Genomic DNA, 24,461 nt, shown 5'->3' with positions numbered 1-24,461 from the left:
GTTTGATTATTCCTCGCCTCCTTTTTCGTAGTAGTAGGTGAATGCTACAGTACTCAGAAAAGCAATAAGGGCAAGAATCAGTGAAACATCAATGATAATGGATTCGTTGAAAAGTATTGAGTAAGATGAAATAAACCCGATACCAACAATGACGAGCAGGTCAAGGGCAACAACCCGATCCATCAGGCGGGGGCCACGGATAACCCTAATAAAAATCAGCACCATCGAAAGACTCAATACGGGCAGGATAAAGTAGAGCAGAATGTTAGTCAGGTTCATCGCATTGCCTCCAAAAGTTTCTTTTCAAGTCCATTTTTAATAGCGGCTACATCTTCCTGTTCATCGTTGATGTAAACAGAATATACGTAAAGCACCTTGCGGTCAAGCGAAACGTCCATGCTCATAGTACCAGGAGTGAATGTTATTATATTTGCAAGAAGGGTGATCTCCAAATCACTTTTTGCGGTAAGTGGAACGGCTAGAATGCCAGGGCGCATATAGTGTTTAGGTGTAGCTATATCAAACGCGATTATTACGGCTCCTTTCACGATTTCATAAATAAAAAGTGCCAAAAAGCTAAGTACCCTGGGGATTCGCATAAAATATCCGGGATGCTGTCTGCCGTAAATCAACCACAGGATAGCAAAGCTGATTAAAAATCCAAAAGCGAAGTTAACAACCGTCATTTTCATTGTCAGCATGATCCAAACGATCGTAAGAAACACATTGGTAAGGAACATTTTCATTATCTGGCCCCTCCTAAAACTACGTTAATATATTCTTGCGGATTTAACAATTGCTCGCTTGCACGTGAAGCCAGTGCAAAAAGCGGTTCAGGGTAAAAACCAATAAACACAGTAATGGCGGCAAGAAAAATGATAGGGATGACCATGAAAATAACCGGCCTGCTGAAGAGATTTACTTTTACTCTTTCAACTCCCACATGTTCTTTTGGGGAATTTTTCCAGAAAGCCTCATTCCATATCTTCATCATCGAAAACAACGTAAGCAATCCAACCAGTAAGGCCACCGCAGCAACAATATAACTCTGATCTTCAAAAGCTGCCTTCAATAAAAAGAACTTTGACCAAAATCCCGATAAAGGAGGCATTCCGGCAAGTGACAAAGCAGGTATGAGGAACAAGATAGCAACCAAAGGATAGCTGTTCAAAACACCTCCAATTTTCCTTACATCATAATCTCCTTTTAGCTGTTTTACGAGGCCACTTACCAGAAACAGGTTGGTTTTTACGATGATATGATGAAGAGTATAGAAGATAGCACCTGCAATAGCCAGCGGTGTGAATAAAGCCAGCCCGAAGATCATATAACCAATCTGGCTGATAATGTGAAACGATAGAATTTTGCGCATATCATACTGCGAGGCAGCGCCAAGTACACCTACAAACATTGTAAAAGCTGAAATTATGAGTATCAATGTATGCGTAAAGTCAATATTTCCAACAAACAACAGTGTGAACACCCTGATCAGGCTGTAAACACCAACCTTTGTTAAAAGCCCGGCAAAAATGGCGGTAATCGCTATAGGTGGAGTATGGTACGAAGCGGGTAACCAGAAAAATAGTGGGAACACTGCAGCTTTAATCCCAAATGAAGCAAGAAAAAACATGGAGACAACGGTAATCATGCCCTGGTTTTCGTGATTGGCCAACTTTACGGAAAGGTCGGCCATGTTCAATGTACCCACAATTCCATATAGAAATCCAACCCCTACCAGGAAAAGGGCTGAAGAGATAAGGTTGATTGTAACGTATTTGAAGGTGCCTTCAATTTGCTTTGATTCGCCTCCAAGAGTAAGTAATACAAAGGATGATATAAGCATTACTTCAAACCAAACATACATATTAAACAGGTCGCCGGTTACAAAAGCCCCGCACACACCCATATACAATGTGTTTATCAAAGAATAATATCCAAACTGTTTTCTGCGCTTATCAATTGTTACAAGTGAATAGATTGAAAGTGCGAACGCAATGATTCCGGTAATGAGTACCATAGAAGCGCTGAACAAATCAGCTACTATGGTAATACCAAAAGGTGCAGGCCATTCGCCCATTTGAACAGCTTGTATGCCATCAAGCCAAACGGTTCGCACCAGTAGGATACCAATGACAAGCAGTCCGGCGCTGCCCAAGACATTCAATGTAGATTGAATACTGCGCCGAAACCAGAAAATGGTAACAATGATTGCCATAGCCAGGGGCCATAGAATGGGTGCAACAAGAATTAAGTGGTTCATAGATGTGTAATTCCTGTTAGTTAGAAGTGTCAGTTACTTTTAGTTTATCCACATCGTCAACGCCTATTACCTGGTAAACCTGCTCAATAAGAACGATGACAAAGGCAGTTAGGCCAAAACTGATAACAATAGCGGTTAAGATAAGAGCCTGTGGTATGGGGTCGGCAACCTGCTCGGTGATTCTCTTTGCCCCTTCTTCAATTATCGGAGCCTTTCCACGTGTAAGCCTGCCGATAGTAAAAATCAACAAATTAGCAGCGTGTGAAAGCATTGCGAGCCCGATGATTAGCTTTACAACACAACGCCGCAGAATCATGTATATGGCTCCCGCAAATAATCCACCAATTACAAATGCAAGCAAAATTTCCATAATTATTCTTTCATCTTCAGAGTATATATAATACTGGTAGTAATGCCAATAACAACAAAATAAACACCCACATCGAAAAATATTGGTGTGCTTAACTGCCCGATAACCGGTAATGAGAATTTTGTCCAAAGGCCTGTAAATGCAGCTTTCCCAACAAAAGCTGAGAGCAACCCACTTGTAAGCGAAAATGAAAGCCCAAGTACAATGAATAACTTGGCATGAGGAAATAATCTTTTTGCAACCTTCACACCATTTGCGATAGCATATAATGCAAAAGCGGAAGCTGCCACAAGACCACCCACAAAACCCCCACCAGGTTCATAGTGACCCCGCATCAGAACAAAAAATGAAAACAGGAGAAGAACAGGCAATAATATCTTCGTTGAAGTTGACAGGATCAGCGATATCATGGGATCAGCCTTTAGATGAGCATTTTATTTTTTATTCCTTAAAACAGGGAATTTCATAAATTGTTTGAGGCTGCAAATGTAAAAGAAAATTGATTTGAAATATTTAACTATTGTGATATAATTAATTTTTGGGGCAGCAACGCTATCGCAATTATAAGCTATATTTGACCTTTCAAAATCGTGTCGAATTTCTTATTGAAATTACTGAATGACAACCTTCTGGCAAATACTTACAATCATTGGTTCGCTTGGCATCTTCCTGTTTGGAATAAAAATGATGAGCGAATCATTGCAAAAAGTTGCCGGCAACCGGATGCGTTCGATACTTTCTGCAATTACAGCCAATAAGTACCGGAGTGTTTTCACCGGACTGATTGTTACGGCCGTCATTCAATCATCGTCTGCTACTTCCGTGATGATTATCAGTTTTGTTAATGCCGGCTTGCTAAGTCTTTACCAGGCCATCGGTGCGCTTGTGGGAGCTAATATTGGTACAACACTCACTATCTGGATCATATCACTGCTGGGCTTCAAAATATCACTCAATGTTGTTTTATTGCCCCTCATTGCTTTGAGCATTCCTTTTTATTTTTCGTCGCGGAGTAAACTGAAATCCTGGGGCGAACTCATGATTGGGATTGCGCTGCTTTTCATGGGCCTCGAACTAATGAAAACCAACCTTCCTTTGCTGGATGAGAGCAGCCGGCTTATTCAGGATCTTGCCAGCTTCACCCACCAGGGTTTCTTTTCACGTATGATTTTCATTGTGGTAGGAATTGTTTTTGCTATTTTGCTACAATCTTCCAGCGCCTCACTTGCCCTCACACTGGTGATGTGCAATAACGGCTGGATTCAGTTTGATATAGCAGCAGCCATGGTGATCGGAACCAATATCGGAACTACCTCAACAGCAATATTTGCTTCCCTTATTGCTAATCGAACAGCACGGAAGGCATCCTTATCACATCTTCTTTTCAATGTAACCGGGCTTATTTGGGCATTGGCATTCTTCCAGGTGTTTCTGAATGGGATATCACGTCTTACCATTCTGGTTGAAGGCGCTTCTCCATACACCGAAATCAGTGCAATACCAATTGCTTTATCATTCCTGCATACTTCATTTAACCTGATCACAGCCATTGTAATAATAGCTCTTTTACCTCAGTTTATAAGGCTTCTCAACTTATTCATTCGCGAAACCAATACATCTGAGCATTTCAAGCTTACTTATTTTACATCGCCAATCAACACTTCCGAACTATCAGTACTTCAGGCGGGGAAAGAAATTCATGTGTTCGGAAAAAGAACAGAAGCCATGCTTGAATTCATCCCACAATTACTGATTGAAAAAAACGAGGATGACTTCAAGTCATTGTTTGAGCGCATCCAACAGTATGAGGATATTTCGGATCGGATGGAAGAAGAAATTGCATCTTACCTGACGAGGTTATCAGAAAGTGAACTCAGCTTTAAGAGCAGTAAAAAAATCAGGGCCATGCTTAAGATTATTGATGATATGGAAAGCATCAACGATATTTGTATGAAGATGGCTTTGTTGATCAGCAAAAAAAATGAAGACAAAGCCTGGTTCAACCAAAAAATGAGGAACGAGGTGGGAATTATTTTCGAAAAGGTTCGTGAGTCAGTTTGGTTGATGAGCCACCATATCGAGGATTTTGAAAGGCATGTAAATCTTCTGCATGTGCAGGAACTCGAAGATTCAATTAACAATTTGCGAACCGATTTATGGAGTAAGAACCAAAAACGCCTCAAGGCAGGAAAGATACAATATGCTACCGCGCGCTATTTTTCAGAGTTCGTTAGCCTGTTCGAAGAAATTGGCGACCATACAATAAATATCAGTCAGGCGATTGCTGAGTATCAGCATGATTGATAAAGTTTTAGAAACTTAACAATTAATTAATATTGCTTTTTTTTGCCACTTTCAAATGAGTGCCTATTTTTGGCCTCCCATTAAATAGCTGATGGATCAGATATATTTATTCATTGTAATCTTTCTTTTCATCCTCGCCATCTCTGATCTGATGGTAGGTGTAAGCAACGATGCCGTTAATTTTCTGAACTCTGCAATAGGCGCAAAAGCTGCTTCCTTCGGGGTTATCATGGCAGTTGCGATCCTGGGCATCATAGTGGGAACCACATTCTCCAGCGGCATGATGGAAATTGCGAGAAGCGGGGTATTCTTTCCCGTTCAGTTTCATTTTTCCGAGATCATGATCATATTTCTGGCCGTAATGATCACTGATGTTTTGCTGCTCGACACTTTCAGCAGTTTTGGCTTACCCACTTCAACTACCGTTTCTATCATTTTTGAACTATTGGGTGCAGCCGTAATTGTTGCCATTGTTAAAATTATCAGCGATGGCGGGACTATGCAGGATATGGGTAATTACATCAATGCCGGTAAATCCCTTGCCATTATTTCGGGTATTTTGCTTTCTGTGATAATTGCTTTCACAGTTGGTAGTATCGTTCAATTCTTTTCCCGTTTGCTTTTTACCTTTAACTTCAAACCAAAACTCAGGTACCTTGGTGGTATTTGGGGAGGGTTTGCAATTACAGCAATCACCTATTTTATGGTGATAAAGGGTGCACGCGGAGCTTCATTTATGAGCGCTGACCTGGTAGCAAGCATTGAGAACAATGCTTTCTCCATTATGATTCTCAGCTTCATAGCCTGGTCCATTATCTTTCAGTTATTGATATTGCTTTTCCGAACCAATGTGATGAGGATTGTGGTTCTGATTGGCACATTTGCCCTTGCAATGGCTTTTGCCGGCAACGATTTGGTTAACTTTATTGGCGTGCCACTTGCCGGCTTCGAATCTTTTAAGGTCTTTGTAAACGATCCTGCTTCTGATCCGAATCAGTTTCTGATGGGTTCGCTCATGCAGCCGATTGCCACACCTACATATATGCTACTTCTGGCAGGCGCTGTGATGTCGCTCACCCTGATATATTCCAAAAAGGCACGAACCGTAATTGATACAAGTGTAAACCTTAGCAGGCAGGACGAAGGTACCGAACGTTTTGGCTCCACCGCACTTTCCAGAAACATTGTCAGGCTTTCAATGAACCTCGGCCAGGGAATCAGCAATATGCTGCCGGCCAGAGTCAACAACTTTATTCATAATAGGTTACAGAACCATAATGATAAGCAAGATCCGCAACACTTGGTTTCATTTGATATGGTACGTGCATCAGTGAACCTCGTTGTGGCAAGTATCCTCATTGCTTCCGGTACCTCTCTAAAACTGCCACTCAGTACAACTTACGTGACATTCATGGTAGCCATGGGCACATCGTTTGCCGATGGAGCCTGGGGGCGCGAAAGCGCTGTCTACAGGATCACAGGTGTGCTTTCAGTTATTGGTGGCTGGTTCATAACTGCTTTTGTTGCATTTTTCGCCGCATTAATTGTTGCGTTTATTATGCTTAAAGGCGGTGTTATCAGCATGTTTGCGCTCATCGCAGTTGCAATATTTGTACTTATAAGGCAGCAGAAGTTCTATCGCAAGCGCGAAATTGAACGCAAAGCTGTATCCGATGAAGATGCCATTGAACTGCTCGATGATGTTAACGTTCTGACAAAGTGTACCAGCAGTATTATCAACAATCTTGGCACAGTTGCAAAGCTTTATCCGCGCACCCTCAAAGCGCTTTTTGAGGAAAACCGCAAAAAGCTTAAGGATGTGAAGGAAGATGTTGAAAAACTTAACAAACACACGAAACATTTAAAGGACAACATCCATAAAACTGTTGATAAACTACGGGAAGATTCTGTTGAAACCGGACATTACTATGTGCAGGCCCTTGACTATCTCAGGGAAATCGCCCATTGCATGAATTATATTTCAGAACCATGTTATGAGCACGTTAATAACAACCACAAGGGTTTGCTCAATGCACAGAAATCAGAACTGACCAAAATAATGCAGGAAACAACCAAGCTGATTGCCCTTATTCTCGACTCTATTCAAAAATCGGAGTTTTCGCGGCAGGAAGAATTGCTCAAACTTCAAGTTGTTATTCTTGATATCCTCGATCAAACGAGAAAGGCTCAGGTAAAAAGAATCAGGGGAAATGAAGCTGGCACAAAGAATAGCCTGCTTTATCTTAATATTATTGCCGAAACCAAGAACCTCATTCTTTTTATGGTGAACCTGTTTAAATCTCACAGGGATTTTGTAATCTATACCAACGGTTCGAACCCGGATACTAAGTCAACTACAACCAACTAAAGCAGCACTCCCAGTTCAAAATATCAGTTCTTCCATTAAGTTCTGCAATTTCAGAACCTGATTAGTTTGATGGTTTCGGGACCCGAGTCTAAATCAACCCTCAGGAGGTAAAGACCGGCCGGCAGCTCAGTCAAACCATATTCTACAGTTACTTTATTTGTCTGTGAATAATCCTCAATTATTAAAGCCTTTCCTGAGATATCGCTGATTACAATGCGATGGATCGCACTCTCTGGTTGGTTACATTCAATTCTTATGAAAGTGGAAGATGGGTTTGGGTAAACATTGATTAAATGTTTCCTGCCTGGCAGCATCTCAATTGAATTCATCAATAACTGCGCCTGCTCAAAATCAGGAATACCATAACCAAGCAGGAAATCGGGGTTTTGATACTGCGAACCGCTTTGTACAATGGCTTCATACACGTTAACACGATTTAAATTCATATTACTTTGCCATAAACAGGCGGCCATTCCTGCCAGCACCGGCGAGGAGAATGAAGTGCCGCTGCCATTGCTGACGTTACCGTTTGAGCCTACAATCGCAGTACCTGAACCTTGGGCAGCAATATCAGGTTTCACCCTGCCATCAGCGCTTGGGCCTATTGAGCTAAAGCCGGCATAGTTTCCTGATGCATTAACAGCTCCAACAGCCATAACCTGATTACCATCAGAAGGTGCAATAATATATTGCCAGGCACTACTACCTTCATTGCCGGCGCTGTTCACCACGAAAATCCCTTTGCTTGCAGCGCGGTTGGCACACATAGTTATAGGTGTAGAATTACCATCCATATCTGCGTATGTGTGGTTTTGCGCAGGATCATCAAATTCATAATACCCCAGCGATGAATTGATAACCCAAACGCCAACACTATCAGCAAATTCTGCACCGGCAACCCAGAAATATTCTTCCATGAGGTATTCTGAATTTCCGGGAGGGCCATTTGCATCTTCAGTCCTTAACAGCCAATAAGATGCTTCCGGCGCGGTTCCCACCATTAAGCCTGGCAAATTGGCTCCCATCGTAGAAAGTACCATGGTGCCATGAGAGTGTATGGATGATTGATAAACATTGTTGCCTGGCTGCACAAAATCGAGGGCTCCAAGAATACGGCCATGTGCCCGCAAACTGTCAAAAGCGGGAATAATATCCACATTGCTGAATCCTGCATCCAACACTGCAATGGCAATTCCCTGCCCGCGATAACCCTGGTTGTGCAGATGCTGACCATTTACCATCTGTATCTGGTTGGAGGCTGATCCATAATTATAATAGTCAGTCATTAGTGCTTTGGAACTGTTCTGAACAAATGACAAATCATACATTTCATTCTCAAAAAACGGTTTACTTTTCCAGTTGGACTTGCTTTTGACACTGCCATTCCCATTCATTGGAACCACCGCCGAAACAAAGGGCAAGGCTTGTAAACCGGGTATGATATTGGGGTTTTGGATCCAAACAGCAGCCGTATTGAACCAGCGGGAAACTGCAGCGATTTGTGCTCCCGGGGTGGTAATTGCCTGCAGATATGTTTGGTTTACAGGAATGTCATCCATCTGGATCGGGATGTTTTGCCTGTTCCTGCGGTCAATGGCTGCCTCACTCAGAAACTCTGATGGGTTCGCGATTGTATACGGAGAGTTGTTTTTATCAGTAAAGTGGATTACATATCCCGGACCCAAAGGTTGCCCAGATGTTAGAATAGCAAGACTGATAAAAAAGAGGGTAAACAGTAATTGTTTCATGCGTGTGTTTTTGACGGAATTCTCTAACTTATTGAAAGGAATACAAAAGTACGATTTTATATGCGAACGCCACTTAATCGGGAGAATGTGTAATAAGCAAACAGTGGTCAGATAATTAGCAGTATTTTTGCGATCCAGTTGCTTAACCATTTCGTACGATGCGCATTGATATCCTGACCATTTTCCCTGAGATGTTTTCGGGCCCTTTTGATCACTCAATTATAAAAAGGGCAAAAGAAAAGAAACTTGTCGAAATCTATTTTCATAACCTTCGCGATTTTTCTCAATCCAAACATCGCAATGTTGATGATTATGCTTTTGGTGGCGGAAGCGGAATGGTAATTATGGCCCAACCGATAGCAGATTGCATTGATAAGTTGAAACAGGAACGCAATTACGACGAAATCATCTTCCTGACGCCTGACGGTGTTTTATTTAGCCAGCCTGAAGCCAATCGTCTTTCGTTGCTTGAAAATATAATTCTCCTTTGTGGCCATTACAAAGGCGTTGACGAGCGCATCCGTGAACACTACATTACCCGTGAGATTTCGGTAGGCAATTATGTTCTCTCTGGTGGCGAGTTGGCCGCTGCAGTGATTTGCGATAGTTTGATAAGACTCATTCCCGGAGTGCTGAATGATGAAACATCCGCATTGTCCGACTCTTTTCAGGACAATTTGCTCTCACCACCTGTTTATACACGTCCAGCTGATTTCCGAGGCAATAAAGTTCCGGATGTTCTGCTTTCAGGCAATGAGGCACTCATCAATCAATGGCGGCTTGAGCAAGCCTTGAAACGAACAGGGGAGAGGCGGCCGGGCTTGCTGGAGGAGTAGATTGTATGGAGTGGTTAATTTGTCAATTTGTTAATTGGTTGAGTGTTTGGGAGTACTGGAGTACTGGAGTAAAGGAGTGATGGGATGTGGAGATGTTACAAATAGATTTGCGAAAAGCGAGTCCCCCTTGGAGAAGGGGGTCAGGGGGATTGACATTGTTCAATAACTGGAGTAATGGAGTTTTGGAACACCCGGAATAGGGAACATGAAACTCGAAACGCCGAACATCGAACACGAAACCTGTCACTTCGATAAGCACTGTGACCGGGACTCAAAACTTTGAACATTGAACCCGGAACTTTGAACTCCGAGCCTTTTCCAACTTTTTTGCGAACCGAGTTTGTTTTTGAAAAAAATATTGACGTATATTTGCACTCATTTTTGATTACACCCATTCCAAATACCTATTGTGATGAATAAGAGCGAATTAATGAAGTTTGTTGAAGAAACACTGGTTCCACAAAAAGAGCTTCCAAACTTTAAGGCAGGAGATACCGTAACGGTTCACTATAAAATTAAAGAAGGCGATAAAGAACGTATCCAGCAATTCCAGGGTGTTGTTTTACAACGTTCAGGAACTGGTCTCACCGCAAGTTTTACGGTTCGCAAGGTCTCCGGAAGCGTTGGTGTGGAAAGGATTTTCCCGGAAAATTCACCGTTTATTGATAAAGTTGACATCAACAAACGTGGTGTCGTTCGCCGGGCACGCATTTTCTACCTGCGCAAGCTCAAAGGTAAAAAAGCGCGCATCAAGGAAAAAAAATACTAGATTTCAGCTTTTGATATCAGAAGTCCCTTTACCGGGACTTTTTTTTTTGAGCGCACATTTTACGTAATTTTAATGTCGAAAAAATAAAAACAGATTTCCTATGACTTCATCTGAACCGGTTTATAGCCAAACAGCGCTTGATATGTTTACAGTGGCCAATGAGTATTGCATTTTTATGGAGAAGGCATGCAAGTACCAAAAAACCGATGTGTACAATTACCTTTTGAAAGTCTTCCCATTGCTTTACATCAAAGGAGCGCTGATGCCACAGATTGAAGTTGAATTCCCTGAAGCAAATGAACGCTATGTGACTGAAGAACAATGGCAGATAGTGTTTAACGAACTGAGGGAATTATTTGGTGAGGACGACTTGTTTAATCATTGCGATCCAAAAGATGAGTTTTTCGAACCGGTAAAACTAAGTCTGGCTGAGAACCTTGCAGATATATATCAGGATATGAAAGATTTTGTGCTTTTGTACAGCAAGGAAATGCATGCCGCCCGCGAAAATGCAATACATGAAGTAGGTCGTTTATTCAAATCACATTGGGGGCATCGGGTACTCAGGTGCCAGACACATCTTCATTTTTTATTGCATCGCAGGGATATTGAGTCAGAAGAAGTATATTAAATGCCCATTTTGCACAAATTTCAACTTTTCTATTACTCCATGGACTTCTAAGTGGTCAGGTACTCAACTATCAGTTATTAATTAGGAGCCATTTTTAAAAGTCATAAACTGCTGATTTTTATCTTATTTAGTCCCTGTCTCTTCAACGAGAAACGCTGAAAGTAAGCGGTTTGTGAAAGTCCCCTTTAGGGGATTTAGGGGCAAAAAGGCTTTTTGTAATAGACGTATTTCTCAATTTCCCATTCTCAATTTTGCATCCCTCATCAGCACAAACAATTCCTATTGGTAGCTTGTTATCCCTCAAAATTCTTAATTTCGCAAACTCACTCAAAATATCTTTATCATGAATTTCGATTTAATAGTTATAGGAAGTGGCCCGGGAGGTTATGTTGCCGCTATCAGGGCATCGCAACTGGGTTTGAAAACCGCTGTAGTTGAAAAAGCCGAACTCGGTGGTGTGTGTCTCAACTGGGGTTGTATCCCAACCAAAGCCCTGCTGAAAAGCGCGCAGGTATTCAACTATATGAAACACGCAGCCGATTATGGTGTGACCCTAAAAGAAGAACCAGTAGCCGATTTTTCCTCAATGGTGAAACGCAGCCGCGAAGTTGCAGCAGGCATGAGCAAAGGAATTCAATACCTTTTTAAAAAAAATAAAATTGAGCATATTGCAGGAACCGGCAAGATCAAGCCGGGTAAGACGGTTGAAGTTACTGCCGAAGACGGATCAATCAGTGAATACACGGCAAGTCATATAATCTTGGCCACCGGCGCCCGTAGCCGTGAACTCAAGGGATTGGAGCAAGATGGAAAAAAAGTAATTGGTTATCGTAAAGCAATGACCCTCGACAAACAACCCGAAAGTATGGTCATTGTTGGCTCAGGAGCTATCGGTTCGGAGTTTGCGTTTTTTTACAATAGTATCGGTACCAAGGTTACGCTCATTGAATACATGCCTAATATTTTGCCTGTTGAAGACGAGGAAGTTTCGAAGCAACTTGGCCGCAGTTTCAAAAAACAAGGTATTACGGTCATGACCGATTCAACAGTAGAATCGGTGGATACGAAAGGCAAACTATGCAAGGTTCAGGTAAAAACAAAGAAAGGAAAAGAAACCATTGAAGCCGAAATAGTTTTGTCAGCCGTTGGTATTGCGCCCAATATTGAAGGGTTGGGACTGGAAGAAACAGGCATTGAACAAGAAAAAGGCAAGGTAAAAGTTGATCATTATTACCAAACCAATGTTGAGGGCTATTATGCGATTGGTGATATTGTTCATGGGCCTGCACTTGCGCACCTGGCTTCACATGAAGGTATTATTTGTGTGGAAGCCATTGCAGGTAAGAACCCTGAACCCATTGATTATGGCAATGTTCCCGGATGTACCTACACAAATCCGGAAGTAGCCTCTGTTGGAATGACTGAACGAGCTGCACGTGATGCAGGTTATGAATTGAAAATTGGCAAATTTCCTTATTCGGCTTCGGGTAAAGCAAGCGCAGCTGGCAATAAGGATGGATTTGTAAAACTCATATTTGACGCCAAATACGGAGAATTGCTGGGGGCACACATGATCGGGGACAACGTAACCGAAATGATTGCCGAATTGGTAATGGCCCGAAAACTGGAAACCACTGCCGAAGAACTTATCAAAGGCATACACCCCCACCCAACAATGTCGGAAGCTGTAATGGAAGCAGCAGCAGCAGCTTATGATGAAGTAATCCATTTGTAAGATTGCTTTTAACCAGGCAGTGTCCCTGTACCCTTGAACCGTTCGCAGTAGCAGCAGCGGCAGCAGCAGCCACCGCAGTGAACCTTCAAATTCGAACCTTCAAATTCGAACCTGAAACACCAAACCTGAAACACAGAACCTTGAACTTTGAACCTTGAACTTTGAACTAAGCTTTTTAACCTGATGTTATTTGCCAATCCATTCATGCTGTGGGGACTGTTTGCCATTTCGATTCCCATAATCATTCATCTGTTCAACCTGCAACGTTACAAAAAGGTGTATTTCACCAATGTGAGGTTTTTGAAACAGTTGAAGCAGCAGTCACGCCGGCAATCGGTGCTGAGGCATTGGCTGGCATTGCTTTTCCGCATCCTTGCTATAATCGCGCTTGTGTTGGCCTTTTCCAAACCGTTTATTCCAACATCTGTAGGTAATATTTCTGATTCCGGTGGGATCGCCAGTATCTATATTGACAATTCCTTCAGCATGGGAGCCGAAGGTCGCGAAGGTTTGCTCATCAACGAAGCCATCAACAAAGCCCGTACGATCAAAGACAACCATTCCCGCTCTGATAAATTCAATTTCCTTACCAACGACTTCCTTGCCGTGCATCACCGCATGTTTTCGGCTGATGAGTTAGCTGATTTCATTGATGAAGTTGATGTAAGTCCGGCTATAAAGGATTTGCGTGATGTTTTAAACCGCCAGTATGATTTGCTCAACAGCGAATCAGGTTCCAACAAAACGGTTTACCTAATTTCTGATTTTCAGCGAAATGTGTCTTCTTTTGAAGGCTTGATTCCCGATACAAACATGCGGCATTTCATGCTGCACCTCGAACCGGTTCGCCAAACCAACCTGAGTGTGGATACCTGCTGGTTCGAAACACCCGCGCAGCAACCCGGGCAAATCGTTACGCTGAATGTTACAATCACAAACCACAGCGATAGTCCCAGGGAGCAAGTTCCTGTAAAACTGATTGTGAACGGAACACAAAGGGCTTTGACTTCCATTGATATCAATCCCCGTGAGAGTGCAACCGGTTCACTCAGTTTTTCCATCCGCGAAACAGGCATTCATCAGGGTTTTGTTGAACTCAGCGACTACCCGGTTACTTTTGACGATCGCTTATATTTCTCATTCCAGGTGCTGTCTTCAATCAATGTGCTCAGTATTTTTGATCAAAGCCCGGGCCCATATTTACGTGCGTTGTATGGGAATGACAGTCTTTTCAACTTCACCGAAACCAATGTCAGGCAGCTTAATTATGCTGAGCTAAACCGCCAGCAATTGATCATATTGAACGGTTTGAACACCATTTCCAGCGGTCTTGCCTCTGAACTTGGCCGCTTTGTCGAAAGCGGGGGCAGTCTTTTCATTATTCCTTCATCCCGTATTGACCAGGATTCGTACAATTCCTGGTTGCGATCCCTGAATAGCCTGACTTTCGGTGGGCAGGATACGACCCGTTTGCGCATGGCAGACGTCAATATTCTTCATCCGTTGTTCAAAGATGTTTTTGAAACCCAGGCCGGCAAACCAACGGAATTAAGTCCTGACACGGACCTGCCCTGGGTGAGCAAAAGGTATAAATTTGTGCTTCCACCACGTAAATCAATAGAAACGCTGATAAGCCTGAAGGATGCTGATCCGTACCTTGTTGCCGACAGCTACGGCGAAGGGAATATTTATATTATGGCTTCATCACTTGAAACTGAGGCTACCACTTTCCCGGTGCATGCCATTTTTGTTCCAACGCTTTATAAAATGGCTTTGCTGAGCACGCCTCGCCAGGATATTTACAACAAGGTGGGAACCCAGGAATCGGTGAGCATCGGAAATCTCAGCCCCGGCAGCGATCAGGTTTTCCAGCTTTCAGCAAGTGATGGGAACTTTAGGTTCATTCCAGGCCATCGCACCATTAATTACAACACCCACTTATTTGCGCTTGACGCCATCAAAACCGCTGGTAATTATCACCTTACTGCCGGTCAGGATACGCTACTCGTGCTCTCGTTCAACTACGACCGCCGCGAATCCGTGCCAGATTATTTAAGCGTTGAAGAGCTTTATGATATGGCTGAAAACACAGGAATCACTAATTTTGCAGTCATCAGCGAGAGTGAGCGGCCCGTTGGCCAGGTGATCAGTGAACTGAACAGGGGCAGGCAATTATGGAAGTATTTTATTATTGCCGCTCTGTTTTTCCTGCTGGCTGAAATCGCCGCGCTTCGCTTTTTGCCCTAATATGGTTCGAACCCAGCACACGAGAGACTATTTTTGAAGATGGAAGAAAATTTGCCAATTATACCTGACGAACCAACAGAACCTGAAGCGCAAGCGGTTGAGCAGCATGATTTACACCGTGTTACTCCACTTACCGGCATGTATGAGAACTGGTTTCTCGACTATGCTTCCTATGTGATCCTTGAGCGTGCTGTTCCTGAATTACTGGATGGATTGAAGCCAGTTCAACGGCGGCTTTTACATGCTATGTACGAACTCGAAGACGGACGCTACAATAAGGTAGCCAACATCATCGGGCACACAATGAAGTACCATCCACACGGCGATGCCTCCATTGGTGATGCGTTGGTTCAGATGGGTCAGAAAGAATTGATGATTGACACCCAGGGAAACTGGGGAAATGTGCTTACCGGCGACAGCGCCGCCGCTCCCAGGTATATCGAAGCCCGTCTTTCGAAGTTTGCATTAGAGGTGGCGTTCAACCCTAAGAACACCAAGTGGAAGCCTTCATACGATGGCAGGAACAATGAACCGGTTGCTTTACCGATGAAATTTCCCTTGCTGCTGGCCAGTGGTGTAGAAGGAATCGCGGTTGGGTTAGCGTCAAAAATATTGCCGCACAATTTCATTGAACTGATTGATGCTTCCATAAAAATCCTGAAAGGCGAAGATTTTCAAATATTTCCCGATTTTCTGACAGGCGGACTGGCTGATTTTTCGAAATATAGCAAAGGCCTGCGGGGAGGAAAGGTCAGGGTTAGAGCACGGATCAGTAAAATTGATAAGAAAACCCTGGCCATTACCGAACTACCTTTTGCCACTACAACTGGCTCGCTGATTGATACCATTATTGCAGCCAACGACAAAGGCAAAATCAAAATCAGGAAGATTGACGACAATACATCGGAGAATGTAGAAATTCTGATTCACCTTCAGCCCGGTGTATCGCCCGATACAACCATTGATGCCCTGTATGCATTCACCTCCTGCGAGATTTCTATTTCTACAAACAGTTGCGTGATTTATGAAGGCAAACCGCAGTTCCTTTCGGTAAATGATTTACTGAAAATCTCAACCAACAATACCCTTTCGCTTTTACGCGGCGAATTGCAGATTCGCAAAGATGACTTACTTGAAAAGCTTCATTTTGCTTCGCTGGAAAAAATCTTTATTGAGAAACGCATTTACCGTCGCATCGAGGAAAGTGAAACCTGGCAGGAAGTGATTGACGCCATTGATAAGGGACTGAAACCTCACACCAAACAGTTTATCAGGGAAGTCACCACCAACGATATCATCCGGCTTACCGAGATTCAGATCAAGAGGATCTCAAAATACAATTCATTCAAAGCCGACGAGGAAATTAAACGGCTACAGGATGAACTCAGTGAAGTACAGCATGGGCTTGATAACCTCGTGGAATTTGCCATTGATTATTTCAAACGTATTTTAAAGAAATACGGCAAAGGCAGGGAACGCAGGACCGAGATCAGGAACTTTGATGTAATTGAAGCTGCTGCTGTTGCTGCTGCCACACAAAAGCTTTATGTGAACCGCGAGGAAGGTTTTGCGGGAAGCAGCCTCAAAAAGGATGAGTTTGTCTGCGAATGTTCCGATATTGACGACATCATTGCTTTTCGTGATGATGGCACTTTCCTGGTAACCAAAGTGGCCGACAAGGTTTTTATGGGCAAGAACATCATCCATATTGATGTTTTCAAGCGTAACGATGAGCGAACCATTTATAATATGGTGTACCGCGAAGGCAAAAACGGAAATGCTTTTATAAAACGTTTCGCCGTATTGGGAATCACCCGCGATAAAGAATACGATCTTACATCAGGCAAGCCGAATTCAAAGGTTCTGTATTTTACCGCCAATCCCAATGGCGAAGCAGAAACGATCAAAGTTTTTCTGAAACCCAAGCCCAAGCTGAAAAAACTTAGTTTTGAGTTTGACTTCAGTACGCTTGCCATCAAGGGCAGAAATTCAAAAGGCAATATCCTGAACCGCAATCCAGTTCAGAAAATTGTTAAATCCGAGGAAGGCATTTCAACCCTCGGCGCCCGTTCAATATGGTTTGATGATACGGTTCGCAGGCTCAACACCGATGCCCGTGGTAAATACCTGGGTGAATTTGGCAGCGACGACCGGATCTTAACGATCATGTCGTCAGGAACATACCTTCATACCGGTTATGATCTTTCGTTGCATTTTGATGAGGACCTGGCCCATATTGAAAAACATAACAATGGAAAAATTCTGACTGTTATTTATTACAATGGTGTTAAACAGAATTATTTCCTCAAACGTTTTATTGTTGAACCGGCCGACAAAAAAGTATTGTTCGTACCTGAAGAAGAAGGCAGCAGGCTTGTTGCTTTCACGCTTCGGTCAGAACCAAGGGTTCAGGTTGAGTTTGATAAAAAGCTCAATCCGAAGCTGCTTGAAGATGAACTGATCGCTGCCAATGAATTTGTTGAAGTCATGGGAGTGAAGGCGATTGGGAAGCGGATATCAAGGCATGTTGTGAAGAAAGTTGGGTTTGTTGAAGAGGCTAAGGCTGAGGCTGAGGCTGAGGAAGAACAGCCGGAGGAAGTAGCGGGTGAATTTGAGGAGGAGGCTAAGGCTGAGGAAGAACAGACAGTGGATGTGGATGGTGAGGCTAAGGCTAAGGCGGAGGAAGAACAGCCGGAGGAAGTAGCTGGTGTGGAGGGTAAGGCTAAGGCTGAGGAGGAAAAATTGATATCAGAAGGAGAAATTGGTTTGGCTGGTGTTGTGGGTGAACCTAAAGAAGTTGTTAAAGAAAAGAAACCCGGAAAAACCAAAGACAAAAATCAGGAAAAGAAAGACGAGGAACCAAAACCGGCTGATGAACCAAAACTACCTGAAAACATTTCGCTCACTCCACCCCGGCCAAAAGAAGACAACAAACAGATGACGTTGGAGTTCTAGAAGTTCAAGAGACAAGAGACAAGAGACAAGAAACAAGAAACAAGAGACGGGGTCGAGGGACGAGGGACGAAGGGATCAGTAACCGGTAACCAGCAACCAGTAACCTGCAACTAGTAACCAGCAACCAGCAACTTTGAACTTTGAACCCGGAACAAACTAACTAATTAACTAATTGACCAATAAACTACCCGACCACTAAACAACCTCCCCCATGGACAACACAAGAATACTTGACCTAACTACCGATGTAAAATGGATAGGCGTGCTGGACCCAGATCTGGTGACTTTTGATGTGGTGATGGAAACCAAGTACGGAACAACCTATAATTCCTTTTTTGTTGACGATGTTGAAAAAACCATCATCGAAACCACCAAGGAAAAATTCTGGGATGTTTACGAGGCAAAAATCCGCAAGCTTACCGATCCCGCTGAAATAAAGTATATTATCCTCAATCACACTGAACCAGATCATTCCGGCAATCTGAAAAATCTGCTCAGCATTGCTCCAGATGCCACGGTGATTGGAAGCGGCAATGCCATCCGCTACCTGAACGATATGCTTGGCGAACCTTTCAGGCATCGGATCGTAAAAGACGGCGACATTTTAAACACCGGCAAAAAAACCTTTAAATTCATCAGCGCACCCAACCTGCATTGGCCTGATTCAATGTATACCTGGCTAGAAGAGGATAAGGTACTTTTTACCTGCGATTCTTTTGGCGCCCACTATTGCGATGAGCGCATGTTCGACGATCTGGTTGGTAACTGGGACGAAGCCTTCAAATATTATTTTGATGTGATCCTGAAGCCTTATAGCAAGTTTATACTGAAAGCCATTGATAAAATTCGTCCCTTGCCCATCAATATTATTGCTACCGGCCACGGACCCATTTTGCGGTCGGACTGGAAAAAATATGTTCAGCTTTCAGAAGATTATGCGAAGGAATATATTGGCCTGCCTGAGAAAAACAGGGTTTTCATTCCCTATGTTTCAGCTTATCAGAATACGGGCATCATGGCCGAAAAGATAGCCGATGGCATACGCAGCGCCGGTAACATTGAAGTGGATGTATGTGATATAGAAATGATGCCGCTTGGCGACATTGATGAAAAAATTGCCCGTTGCAATGGTTTGCTCATCGGCAGTCCGACAATCAATCAGACTATACTTCTTCAGATATTCCAGCTTTTTGCCCTCATCAACCCAATTCGCGATCGCGGCAAGCTGGCCGGCTCATTTGGTTCGTATGGCTGGAGTGGCGAAGCCGAAAAAATTATTGCAGCAAATATTGAGAGCCTGAAACTAAAATACATGGGCGAAGCGTTTTTCACAAAGTTTACACCCCATGAACCGGAACTTGAAAAAGCTTTTGAGTACGGCACAAGGTTTGGTGGCCAATTGCTGAAAATCCTGGAAAATGATAAAGACGAATAAAAACATTTTTGTTAGCCTAAGCCTGTTCATACTTATTGCTCTTACACTAGGTTCGTGCAGTGTTGAAAGGCGGCTCGCAACTGAGTTTTTTAAGAACCGTCATAACACAACAGTGATGGTGATTCCGGCAGACTTTGTTTACAAGCGCAATCTTAAGAAATATGAAGTAGCGGATGTCGGTCAAATGGAAGATGCTACACTTGACTCAGTGCTTTATACCCGGAGCATTTTCATGCAAAATGTTTCTGATTCCATTTTTCTCGAAACCTATATGAATGCGCTGATCAAGAACCTGCGTAACAAAGGGCTCAAAGTTTATCTTGAACCTGATGCCGACATTTTTCTGAAGGATACTACCAATAAATACATTGTTAACGTTGCCCAACTTATGCTCGAGGAAAATGTTGAACTGCTTTTTGATCCTGACTATGATGTTGAATACAGTTACATTGGTGATTTTTATCTGAACAAGGTTTCTCTCAGTTCCTGGTTCGAAATATCAGGTGTAAACGAAGAAGCTCCAAAAACTGCTGTTGCCTTTGCTGAGATGACCATGAGAGACGCATTTGATGGCCGGCTCCGTTTTTTCCCGTTTACCGGACACGTCATGTACAGTTATTCAGTTGATTCTATCCAGGTTGATGATCTTTACACAATGGCTGAAGCAGCTGGTACTGAGTATGCAAGTTACATTTTCGATTATCTTCTGAACCGTTATGTTGACCGCAATGTTCCAACGTACGAACCGCGCAGCATTTATTTCCGCTATGATTTCAACACCCGCATGCTGAAACAAGCGTATGATGAAAGGTTTGAGTTTATCGAGTAAACCTCAACTTCCAATGCAATAACTGAAATAAGTCGGAGAATTTAGTAAGATTAACGTCCGTAATACGATAGTGTCACCCACGTAGTTCCATTATAACCTTCAAATTCACCGCTGCTTGTATTGAAACGTATCATTCCCTGAACCGGAGGTGATGGCCTCTGGGCAGTTGTGCCTACGGGAACAATAATAGCTCCGGTTCCATGTACATCAAGTTCGGCGTTGCTGCGCGGTGCATTATTGATCCCCACCTGATTTGCGCTGCTTGAAATCATAGCGGAGCCATATTTATTCTCAAATTGTACGTTACTACCGCCTGTTCCTGCAAGCCTGATTTTTGCTTCAGGCTCTTGTTCGTTATAATAGCCCAGTTGCAATGTAGCTGTGGACCTGTTCCATTCAAAAGTGTTTCCACCAATCAGATTGCCGGCAAATGTAAGATCGCCGCTGGCTTTGATGCTGCCGTTCACATCAAGGTTTGCAGTCGGGTTGCCAACGCCGATACCAACCATGGGGCTGCCCCCTGTCTGCATGATGGCGAATTTGTTATTGCTGTTTTCAAGCCTGATTGGATTGCTTCCGGATAAATCATGTAATAAAATGGCAGATCCACTTTCTGCTTTTGGCCCTTCAGGATTTAATGAAAGCACCCCACTATTGGTATTCCAGGACATACCATTTACACTCAGATTTCCATAAGCGGTAATGTCGTTATTCACTATCAGATCCCCGCCGACCTGCAGCATTGCATCAGGAGTTGTAACGCCAATGCCAACAAAGCCGGTATTGAGAATCCGCATACGCTCAGTATTATTCGTCCGCAGAACCAATGGTTGATTATCAGATGTTCCGATATAATTGCTTGAAGGGTTTGTTCCACTATTTCCCAGGCTTGACCAGTAAGCGCCTGAGCCAAGATTTCGTTTGCTTATCACACCGCTTGCGTTCACAACCAGCACTTCATTTTCAGTACTAGTTTGCAATCCTTCGAGACGCAATGGATTTGTGCCGTTCACATGCAAACTGTTTGAAGGAGTGGTTACGCCAACGCCCAGGCGGCTGTTCGTATTGTCCCAATGCAGGTTTGAGGGGGATAATACACCGGATGTTCCACTGCCCACTAATACTTTACCAGTTGCAAGCGTTGTTTGACCTGTGCCTCCTTTACTTACACTTATTGTGTTGCCAGCCCATTGACCAATAAAGCTAGTTGACTTTATGTTGCCAATTACATCAAGCTTTTCTGTAGGATTAGTAGTTCCAAGGCCTATTCGCTCAAGGTTGATGTTTCCATAAAATAAACCTGCCGATCCAATAACAACCTGATGGTCTCCTGTAGCACTTGGTAACGTAGCTGAATTGCCTATTGCGATGTTGTTTGAACCGGTGGTTATACCAAACCCGGCATAATACCCGATTAACGTATTACCTGTTCCAGTGCTTATTGATCTGCCAGCAGCAACACCCAGTGCTGTATTTTCACTTCCACCTGTCGTAGATTGCAGTGCGCCTACACCCACCGCTGTGTTTTCCCTACCACCAACCGTGCTTTTCAGCGTGTTTACTCCTACTGCTGTGTTATCCCATCCCCATTGCAAAGAGTTAAGCGAGTATGCTCCAAGGCCTGTATTATGCATGCCTTCACCAGATCCATCTGCGCTAATTAAGAAACTCCCGGAATTTCTACCCAAAAATGTATTGTAAAATGATCCATACATATCATCCCCATAGTTATGAAGAAATCTTTCCCCATTTTTAAAAATAATTCCGGAACTTGAATTATTTGTATTAGGTAGTTCAATCGAACCGGTCAGTTCCAACTGTTGTGATGGCTCTTCAGTACCAAGGCCAAGATTTTGCTGGATGAATACATTGCCGCCTGTGAAATATCCGGAATAAGCTAAGGGATTTGTAGCCAGGCCGTAAACAGCACTATTGATAGCATCTTCACTATCTCCTTGTTTATAACCAAGATACCCATAAGAGCCAGTATTAGATCCAATCACACCCGCACCCATAGGCCCCATATCAGCAAAAAAGGCAAGGCTTCCTTTGAATTCTGACCTGCTTCCTTTTACAGCACTGTACGAACCTTCAAAACCCTCGCTAACCAACAATTCAGCAGTTCCAATGTAATTGGAGGCTTTAACCTGTCCGCTTACATCAAGCATGACACTTGGATTGAAATTTCCGATTCCCACTTTGCCATCAGCCAATATTCTTATATGTTCAATATTATTTGCGCGCAATGCCAGAGGCATGTTATTGGTTGTTCCTATGAAATGGTCAACCGGATCAAAGATAACATTGCCGCTTAACAACCAGTTTAAACCTGTGTTTATATTTCGTTTGCTTACTACCCCGTTGGAGGCTATAACCAGCATCTCATTTTGGGTCGTAGTTTGCAATCCCTCTACTCTCAATGGATCTGAAACAGCAACAAGGTGAAGTTTATTCCAGGGGTTATTGGTTCCGATGCCCACTTTACCGCCATCGTCAGCAAGGATAACATTACCATAGAAATAATCTCCAATCTCATAGTGTGGTGGGCCTCCTCGCAGAATTACATCGCCAGCTTCACCAAAACTATCATTAGGCTTGAAACCACCCTTGCCGCCGGTAAGTGTAATATTTCCACCGCGGCCGATGGGACTTCCAATTGAAGAGCCACCTTGTCCGGCTGTGAGAATAATATCTGAACCTGCGCCTCCTGCTTCTGGATGATCACCATACCCACCGCTTCCGCCAATAACCCTGAAGGCTGTTATTGCATCCTGCCCGCTGCCCGCATTAGGCGCTTTGATGTCAACTATCGCGGCAGGGTTTGTAAGCCCGATTCCAAGTAATCCCTCTGTGGAAAACCTCATTCGTTCACTATTACTTGTACGAAATGCCAAAGACATGCTATCAATTGTGCCAATGAAATTATTTGCAGCATCCGTGTTATTGTTTCCTGTCAATGACCAGGTCGAACTGATCATTTCTCCGTTAAAATGTAATTTGCCACCGATATTGTAAAGGCGGTCTGCGGAATCTGAAATAGGAGAAACTTGTTGAGTTAGCTCCAGACGACCACGAAGCTGAAATGTTTCATCTCCAACAACATCTAAATCTCCGAAGTCAAAAATGCCAATGCTGTTCCTTGCATTTTTTCTTACCTTTTCACTTGAATGATCAAGAAATTCCATCATTATAATTATAGCATCAGTCTTATTGATGATGCCATCACCATTTACGTCGGCTTTCGCTCGTTGTTCCCTTGTAAGATCCCCAGTAGAACCACCTAATACATAGTCCATAATCATTAAAGCATCAACATTATCCACAAACCCATCTCCATTAATATCTCCTGAACCGCCACTGAAAATAAAACTTCCATCAACATCCAGTGTTGCTGCAGGTGTAAGGGTTCCGATCCCTACACTTCCTTCAGTATAATGAATATTATTTCCGGAAATGCTCCAGGGTGAGAAGTTGCCTCCGATAGGAATCCAAGTTTGACTGCTTGCATCGTAAAAATAAAAGCCCTTTTCTCCGTTGATCTGATAAACCAGCAAGCCATCAGCAGGGCTTACAATAGCATCCCTTTCAGCCTGGGTCATACGGGGGGCAAGAAATCCAAGTGTAGTTGATTGAACATCAAGCATTGCCGATACATGTGCGTTGCTGCCATCAGTGTTGATGGCAACACCAGTGCTGTTTTGGGCAAAAGCAGTCGCTGAAAATAATACAGCAATAATTACAAATAGTTTGTTTTTCATTCTCATGATAGATGGTGGGTTTGGTTATCTGTTGATTAAATAGTTATAGAAAGTTCTGCTTGAAATCCTGTTGTAGTATGAATAACCTATGAAGCCACAAATATAGAAATTTGCAAATAAAGCAAACTTATTTAGGAATAATAAAGGCATTCAGAATCTTTTACTTCCTACTACCATAAATATGAAGATTCTTTCGGATATGTTTTCGAAAAAATA

Annotated in this window: 17 protein-coding genes; 10 read left to right on the top strand and 7 right to left on the bottom strand. The window is 43.1% G+C overall.

Translation table 11 applies throughout. The annotated features are described in order from the left end of the window. Positions 1 to 6 precede the first annotated feature (6 nt). Genes IH597_00385 through IH597_00365 form a run of 5 tightly spaced genes read right to left on the bottom strand, consistent with a single transcriptional unit; the run spans position 7 to position 3,040 of the window. Positions 7 to 279 (bottom strand): cation:proton antiporter, encoded by a 273-nt coding sequence (locus tag IH597_00385; GenBank protein ID MBE0660900.1) that lies wholly within the window; start codon positions 277 to 279, stop codon positions 7 to 9. Next, complete coding sequence (locus tag IH597_00380; GenBank protein MBE0660899.1) at positions 276 to 749, bottom strand: Na+/H+ antiporter subunit E; 474 nt, start codon at positions 747 to 749, stop codon at positions 276 to 278. Before IH597_00380 ends, IH597_00385 begins: the two co-directional genes overlap by 4 nt. Continuing rightward, on the bottom strand, positions 746 to 2,260 hold the full coding sequence (locus tag IH597_00375; protein ID MBE0660898.1) for a Na+/H+ antiporter subunit D: 1,515 nt from the start codon (positions 2,258 to 2,260) through the stop codon (positions 746 to 748). Before IH597_00375 ends, IH597_00380 begins: the two co-directional genes overlap by 4 nt. 16 nt (positions 2,261 to 2,276) lie before the next feature. Next, positions 2,277 to 2,630: a Na+/H+ antiporter subunit C gene (locus tag IH597_00370; GenBank protein MBE0660897.1), complete on the bottom strand. Its 354-nt coding sequence runs from the start codon at positions 2,628 to 2,630 to the stop codon at positions 2,277 to 2,279. A 2-nt stretch (positions 2,631 to 2,632) separates the two neighbouring features. Further along, positions 2,633 to 3,040 carry a Na+/H+ antiporter subunit B gene (locus IH597_00365; protein ID MBE0660896.1) on the bottom strand — a complete coding sequence of 136 codons (408 nt, stop codon included), beginning with the start codon at positions 3,038 to 3,040 and terminating at the stop codon, positions 2,633 to 2,635. A gap of 208 nt (positions 3,041 to 3,248) precedes the next feature. On the opposite strand from IH597_00365, the gene IH597_00360 reads away from it, so the two are divergent. Together IH597_00360 and IH597_00355 are read left to right on the top strand one after the other, a co-directional pair. Next, positions 3,249 to 4,934, top strand: a complete 1,686-nt coding sequence (locus IH597_00360; protein ID MBE0660895.1) for a Na/Pi cotransporter family protein — start codon at positions 3,249 to 3,251, stop codon at positions 4,932 to 4,934. Between the two features lie 91 nt (positions 4,935 to 5,025). Further along, on the top strand, positions 5,026 to 7,302 hold the full coding sequence (locus IH597_00355) for an inorganic phosphate transporter (protein MBE0660894.1): 2,277 nt from the start codon (positions 5,026 to 5,028) through the stop codon (positions 7,300 to 7,302). Between the two features lie 50 nt (positions 7,303 to 7,352). On the opposite strand, the gene IH597_00350 is transcribed toward IH597_00355, so the two are convergent. Beyond that, positions 7,353 to 9,050, bottom strand: a complete 1,698-nt coding sequence (locus IH597_00350; protein MBE0660893.1) for a S8 family serine peptidase — start codon at positions 9,048 to 9,050, stop codon at positions 7,353 to 7,355. 158 nt (positions 9,051 to 9,208) lie between these two features. On the opposite strand from IH597_00350, the gene trmD reads away from it, so the two are divergent. From trmD to IH597_00310, 8 genes are all read left to right on the top strand, one after another. Further along, positions 9,209 to 9,886: a tRNA (guanosine(37)-N1)-methyltransferase TrmD gene (gene trmD, locus IH597_00345; protein ID MBE0660892.1), complete on the top strand. Its 678-nt coding sequence runs from the start codon at positions 9,209 to 9,211 to the stop codon at positions 9,884 to 9,886. Positions 9,887 to 10,316: 430 nt separating this feature from the next. Then, entirely contained in the window at positions 10,317 to 10,655 is a 339-nt protein-coding gene (rplS, locus tag IH597_00340; protein ID MBE0660891.1) for a 50S ribosomal protein L19, read from the top strand. A 100-nt stretch (positions 10,656 to 10,755) separates the two neighbouring features. Then, positions 10,756 to 11,286, top strand: coding sequence for a DUF5063 domain-containing protein (locus IH597_00335; protein ID MBE0660890.1), 531 nt, complete (start codon positions 10,756 to 10,758; stop codon positions 11,284 to 11,286). A 343-nt stretch (positions 11,287 to 11,629) separates the two neighbouring features. Continuing rightward, a complete protein-coding gene (gene lpdA / locus IH597_00330) occupies positions 11,630 to 13,021 on the top strand; it encodes a dihydrolipoyl dehydrogenase (GenBank protein MBE0660889.1) in 1,392 nt (463 codons plus the stop codon). A gap of 183 nt (positions 13,022 to 13,204) precedes the next feature. Next, positions 13,205 to 15,268: a BatA domain-containing protein gene (locus tag IH597_00325; GenBank protein MBE0660888.1), complete on the top strand. Its 2,064-nt coding sequence runs from the start codon at positions 13,205 to 13,207 to the stop codon at positions 15,266 to 15,268. A gap of 39 nt (positions 15,269 to 15,307) precedes the next feature. Then, positions 15,308 to 18,223, top strand: a complete 2,916-nt coding sequence (locus IH597_00320; protein ID MBE0660887.1) for a DNA gyrase/topoisomerase IV subunit A — start codon at positions 15,308 to 15,310, stop codon at positions 18,221 to 18,223. Positions 18,224 to 18,434: 211 nt separating this feature from the next. Continuing rightward, on the top strand, positions 18,435 to 19,658 hold the full coding sequence (locus IH597_00315; protein MBE0660886.1) for an FprA family A-type flavoprotein: 1,224 nt from the start codon (positions 18,435 to 18,437) through the stop codon (positions 19,656 to 19,658). Beyond that, positions 19,642 to 20,487, top strand: a complete 846-nt coding sequence (locus tag IH597_00310) for a hypothetical protein (protein ID MBE0660885.1) — start codon at positions 19,642 to 19,644, stop codon at positions 20,485 to 20,487. Before IH597_00315 ends, IH597_00310 begins: the two co-directional genes overlap by 17 nt. 50 nt (positions 20,488 to 20,537) lie before the next feature. Here the strand turns inward: IH597_00310 and IH597_00305 are convergent, their stop codons facing one another. Then, positions 20,538 to 24,251, bottom strand: a complete 3,714-nt coding sequence (locus tag IH597_00305; protein ID MBE0660884.1) for a hypothetical protein — start codon at positions 24,249 to 24,251, stop codon at positions 20,538 to 20,540. Positions 24,252 to 24,461 lie beyond the last annotated feature (210 nt).

This window comes from Bacteroidales bacterium (genome assembly GCA_014860575.1).
Taxonomy (GTDB): domain Bacteria; phylum Bacteroidota; class Bacteroidia; order Bacteroidales; family JAAYJT01; genus JAAYJT01.
This window is presented reverse-complemented; position numbering and strand designations above follow the sequence as displayed.

Excerpts from the sequence above, each read along its gene's own strand:
- IH597_00385 (MBE0660900.1), bottom strand. The coding sequence starts at position 279 with ATGAACCTGACTAACATTCTGCTCTACTTTATCCTGCCCGTATTGAGT.
- IH597_00375 (MBE0660898.1), bottom strand. The coding sequence starts at position 2,260 with ATGAACCACTTAATTCTTGTTGCACCCATTCTATGGCCCCTGGCTATG.
- IH597_00370 (MBE0660897.1), bottom strand. The coding sequence starts at position 2,630 with ATGGAAATTTTGCTTGCATTTGTAATTGGTGGATTATTTGCGGGAGCC.
- IH597_00365 (MBE0660896.1), bottom strand. The coding sequence starts at position 3,040 with ATGATATCGCTGATCCTGTCAACTTCAACGAAGATATTATTGCCTGTT.
- IH597_00360 (MBE0660895.1), top strand. The coding sequence starts at position 3,249 with ATGACAACCTTCTGGCAAATACTTACAATCATTGGTTCGCTTGGCATC.
- IH597_00355 (MBE0660894.1), top strand. The coding sequence starts at position 5,026 with ATGGATCAGATATATTTATTCATTGTAATCTTTCTTTTCATCCTCGCC.
- IH597_00350 (MBE0660893.1), bottom strand. The coding sequence starts at position 9,050 with ATGAAACAATTACTGTTTACCCTCTTTTTTATCAGTCTTGCTATTCTA.
- trmD (MBE0660892.1), top strand. The coding sequence starts at position 9,209 with ATGCGCATTGATATCCTGACCATTTTCCCTGAGATGTTTTCGGGCCCT.
- rplS (MBE0660891.1), top strand. The coding sequence starts at position 10,317 with ATGAAGTTTGTTGAAGAAACACTGGTTCCACAAAAAGAGCTTCCAAAC.
- IH597_00335 (MBE0660890.1), top strand. The coding sequence starts at position 10,756 with ATGACTTCATCTGAACCGGTTTATAGCCAAACAGCGCTTGATATGTTT.
- lpdA (MBE0660889.1), top strand. The coding sequence starts at position 11,630 with ATGAATTTCGATTTAATAGTTATAGGAAGTGGCCCGGGAGGTTATGTT.
- IH597_00325 (MBE0660888.1), top strand. The coding sequence starts at position 13,205 with ATGTTATTTGCCAATCCATTCATGCTGTGGGGACTGTTTGCCATTTCG.
- IH597_00320 (MBE0660887.1), top strand. The coding sequence starts at position 15,308 with ATGGAAGAAAATTTGCCAATTATACCTGACGAACCAACAGAACCTGAA.
- IH597_00315 (MBE0660886.1), top strand. The coding sequence starts at position 18,435 with ATGGACAACACAAGAATACTTGACCTAACTACCGATGTAAAATGGATA.
- IH597_00310 (MBE0660885.1), top strand. The coding sequence starts at position 19,642 with ATGATAAAGACGAATAAAAACATTTTTGTTAGCCTAAGCCTGTTCATA.
- IH597_00305 (MBE0660884.1), bottom strand. The coding sequence starts at position 24,251 with ATGAGAATGAAAAACAAACTATTTGTAATTATTGCTGTATTATTTTCA.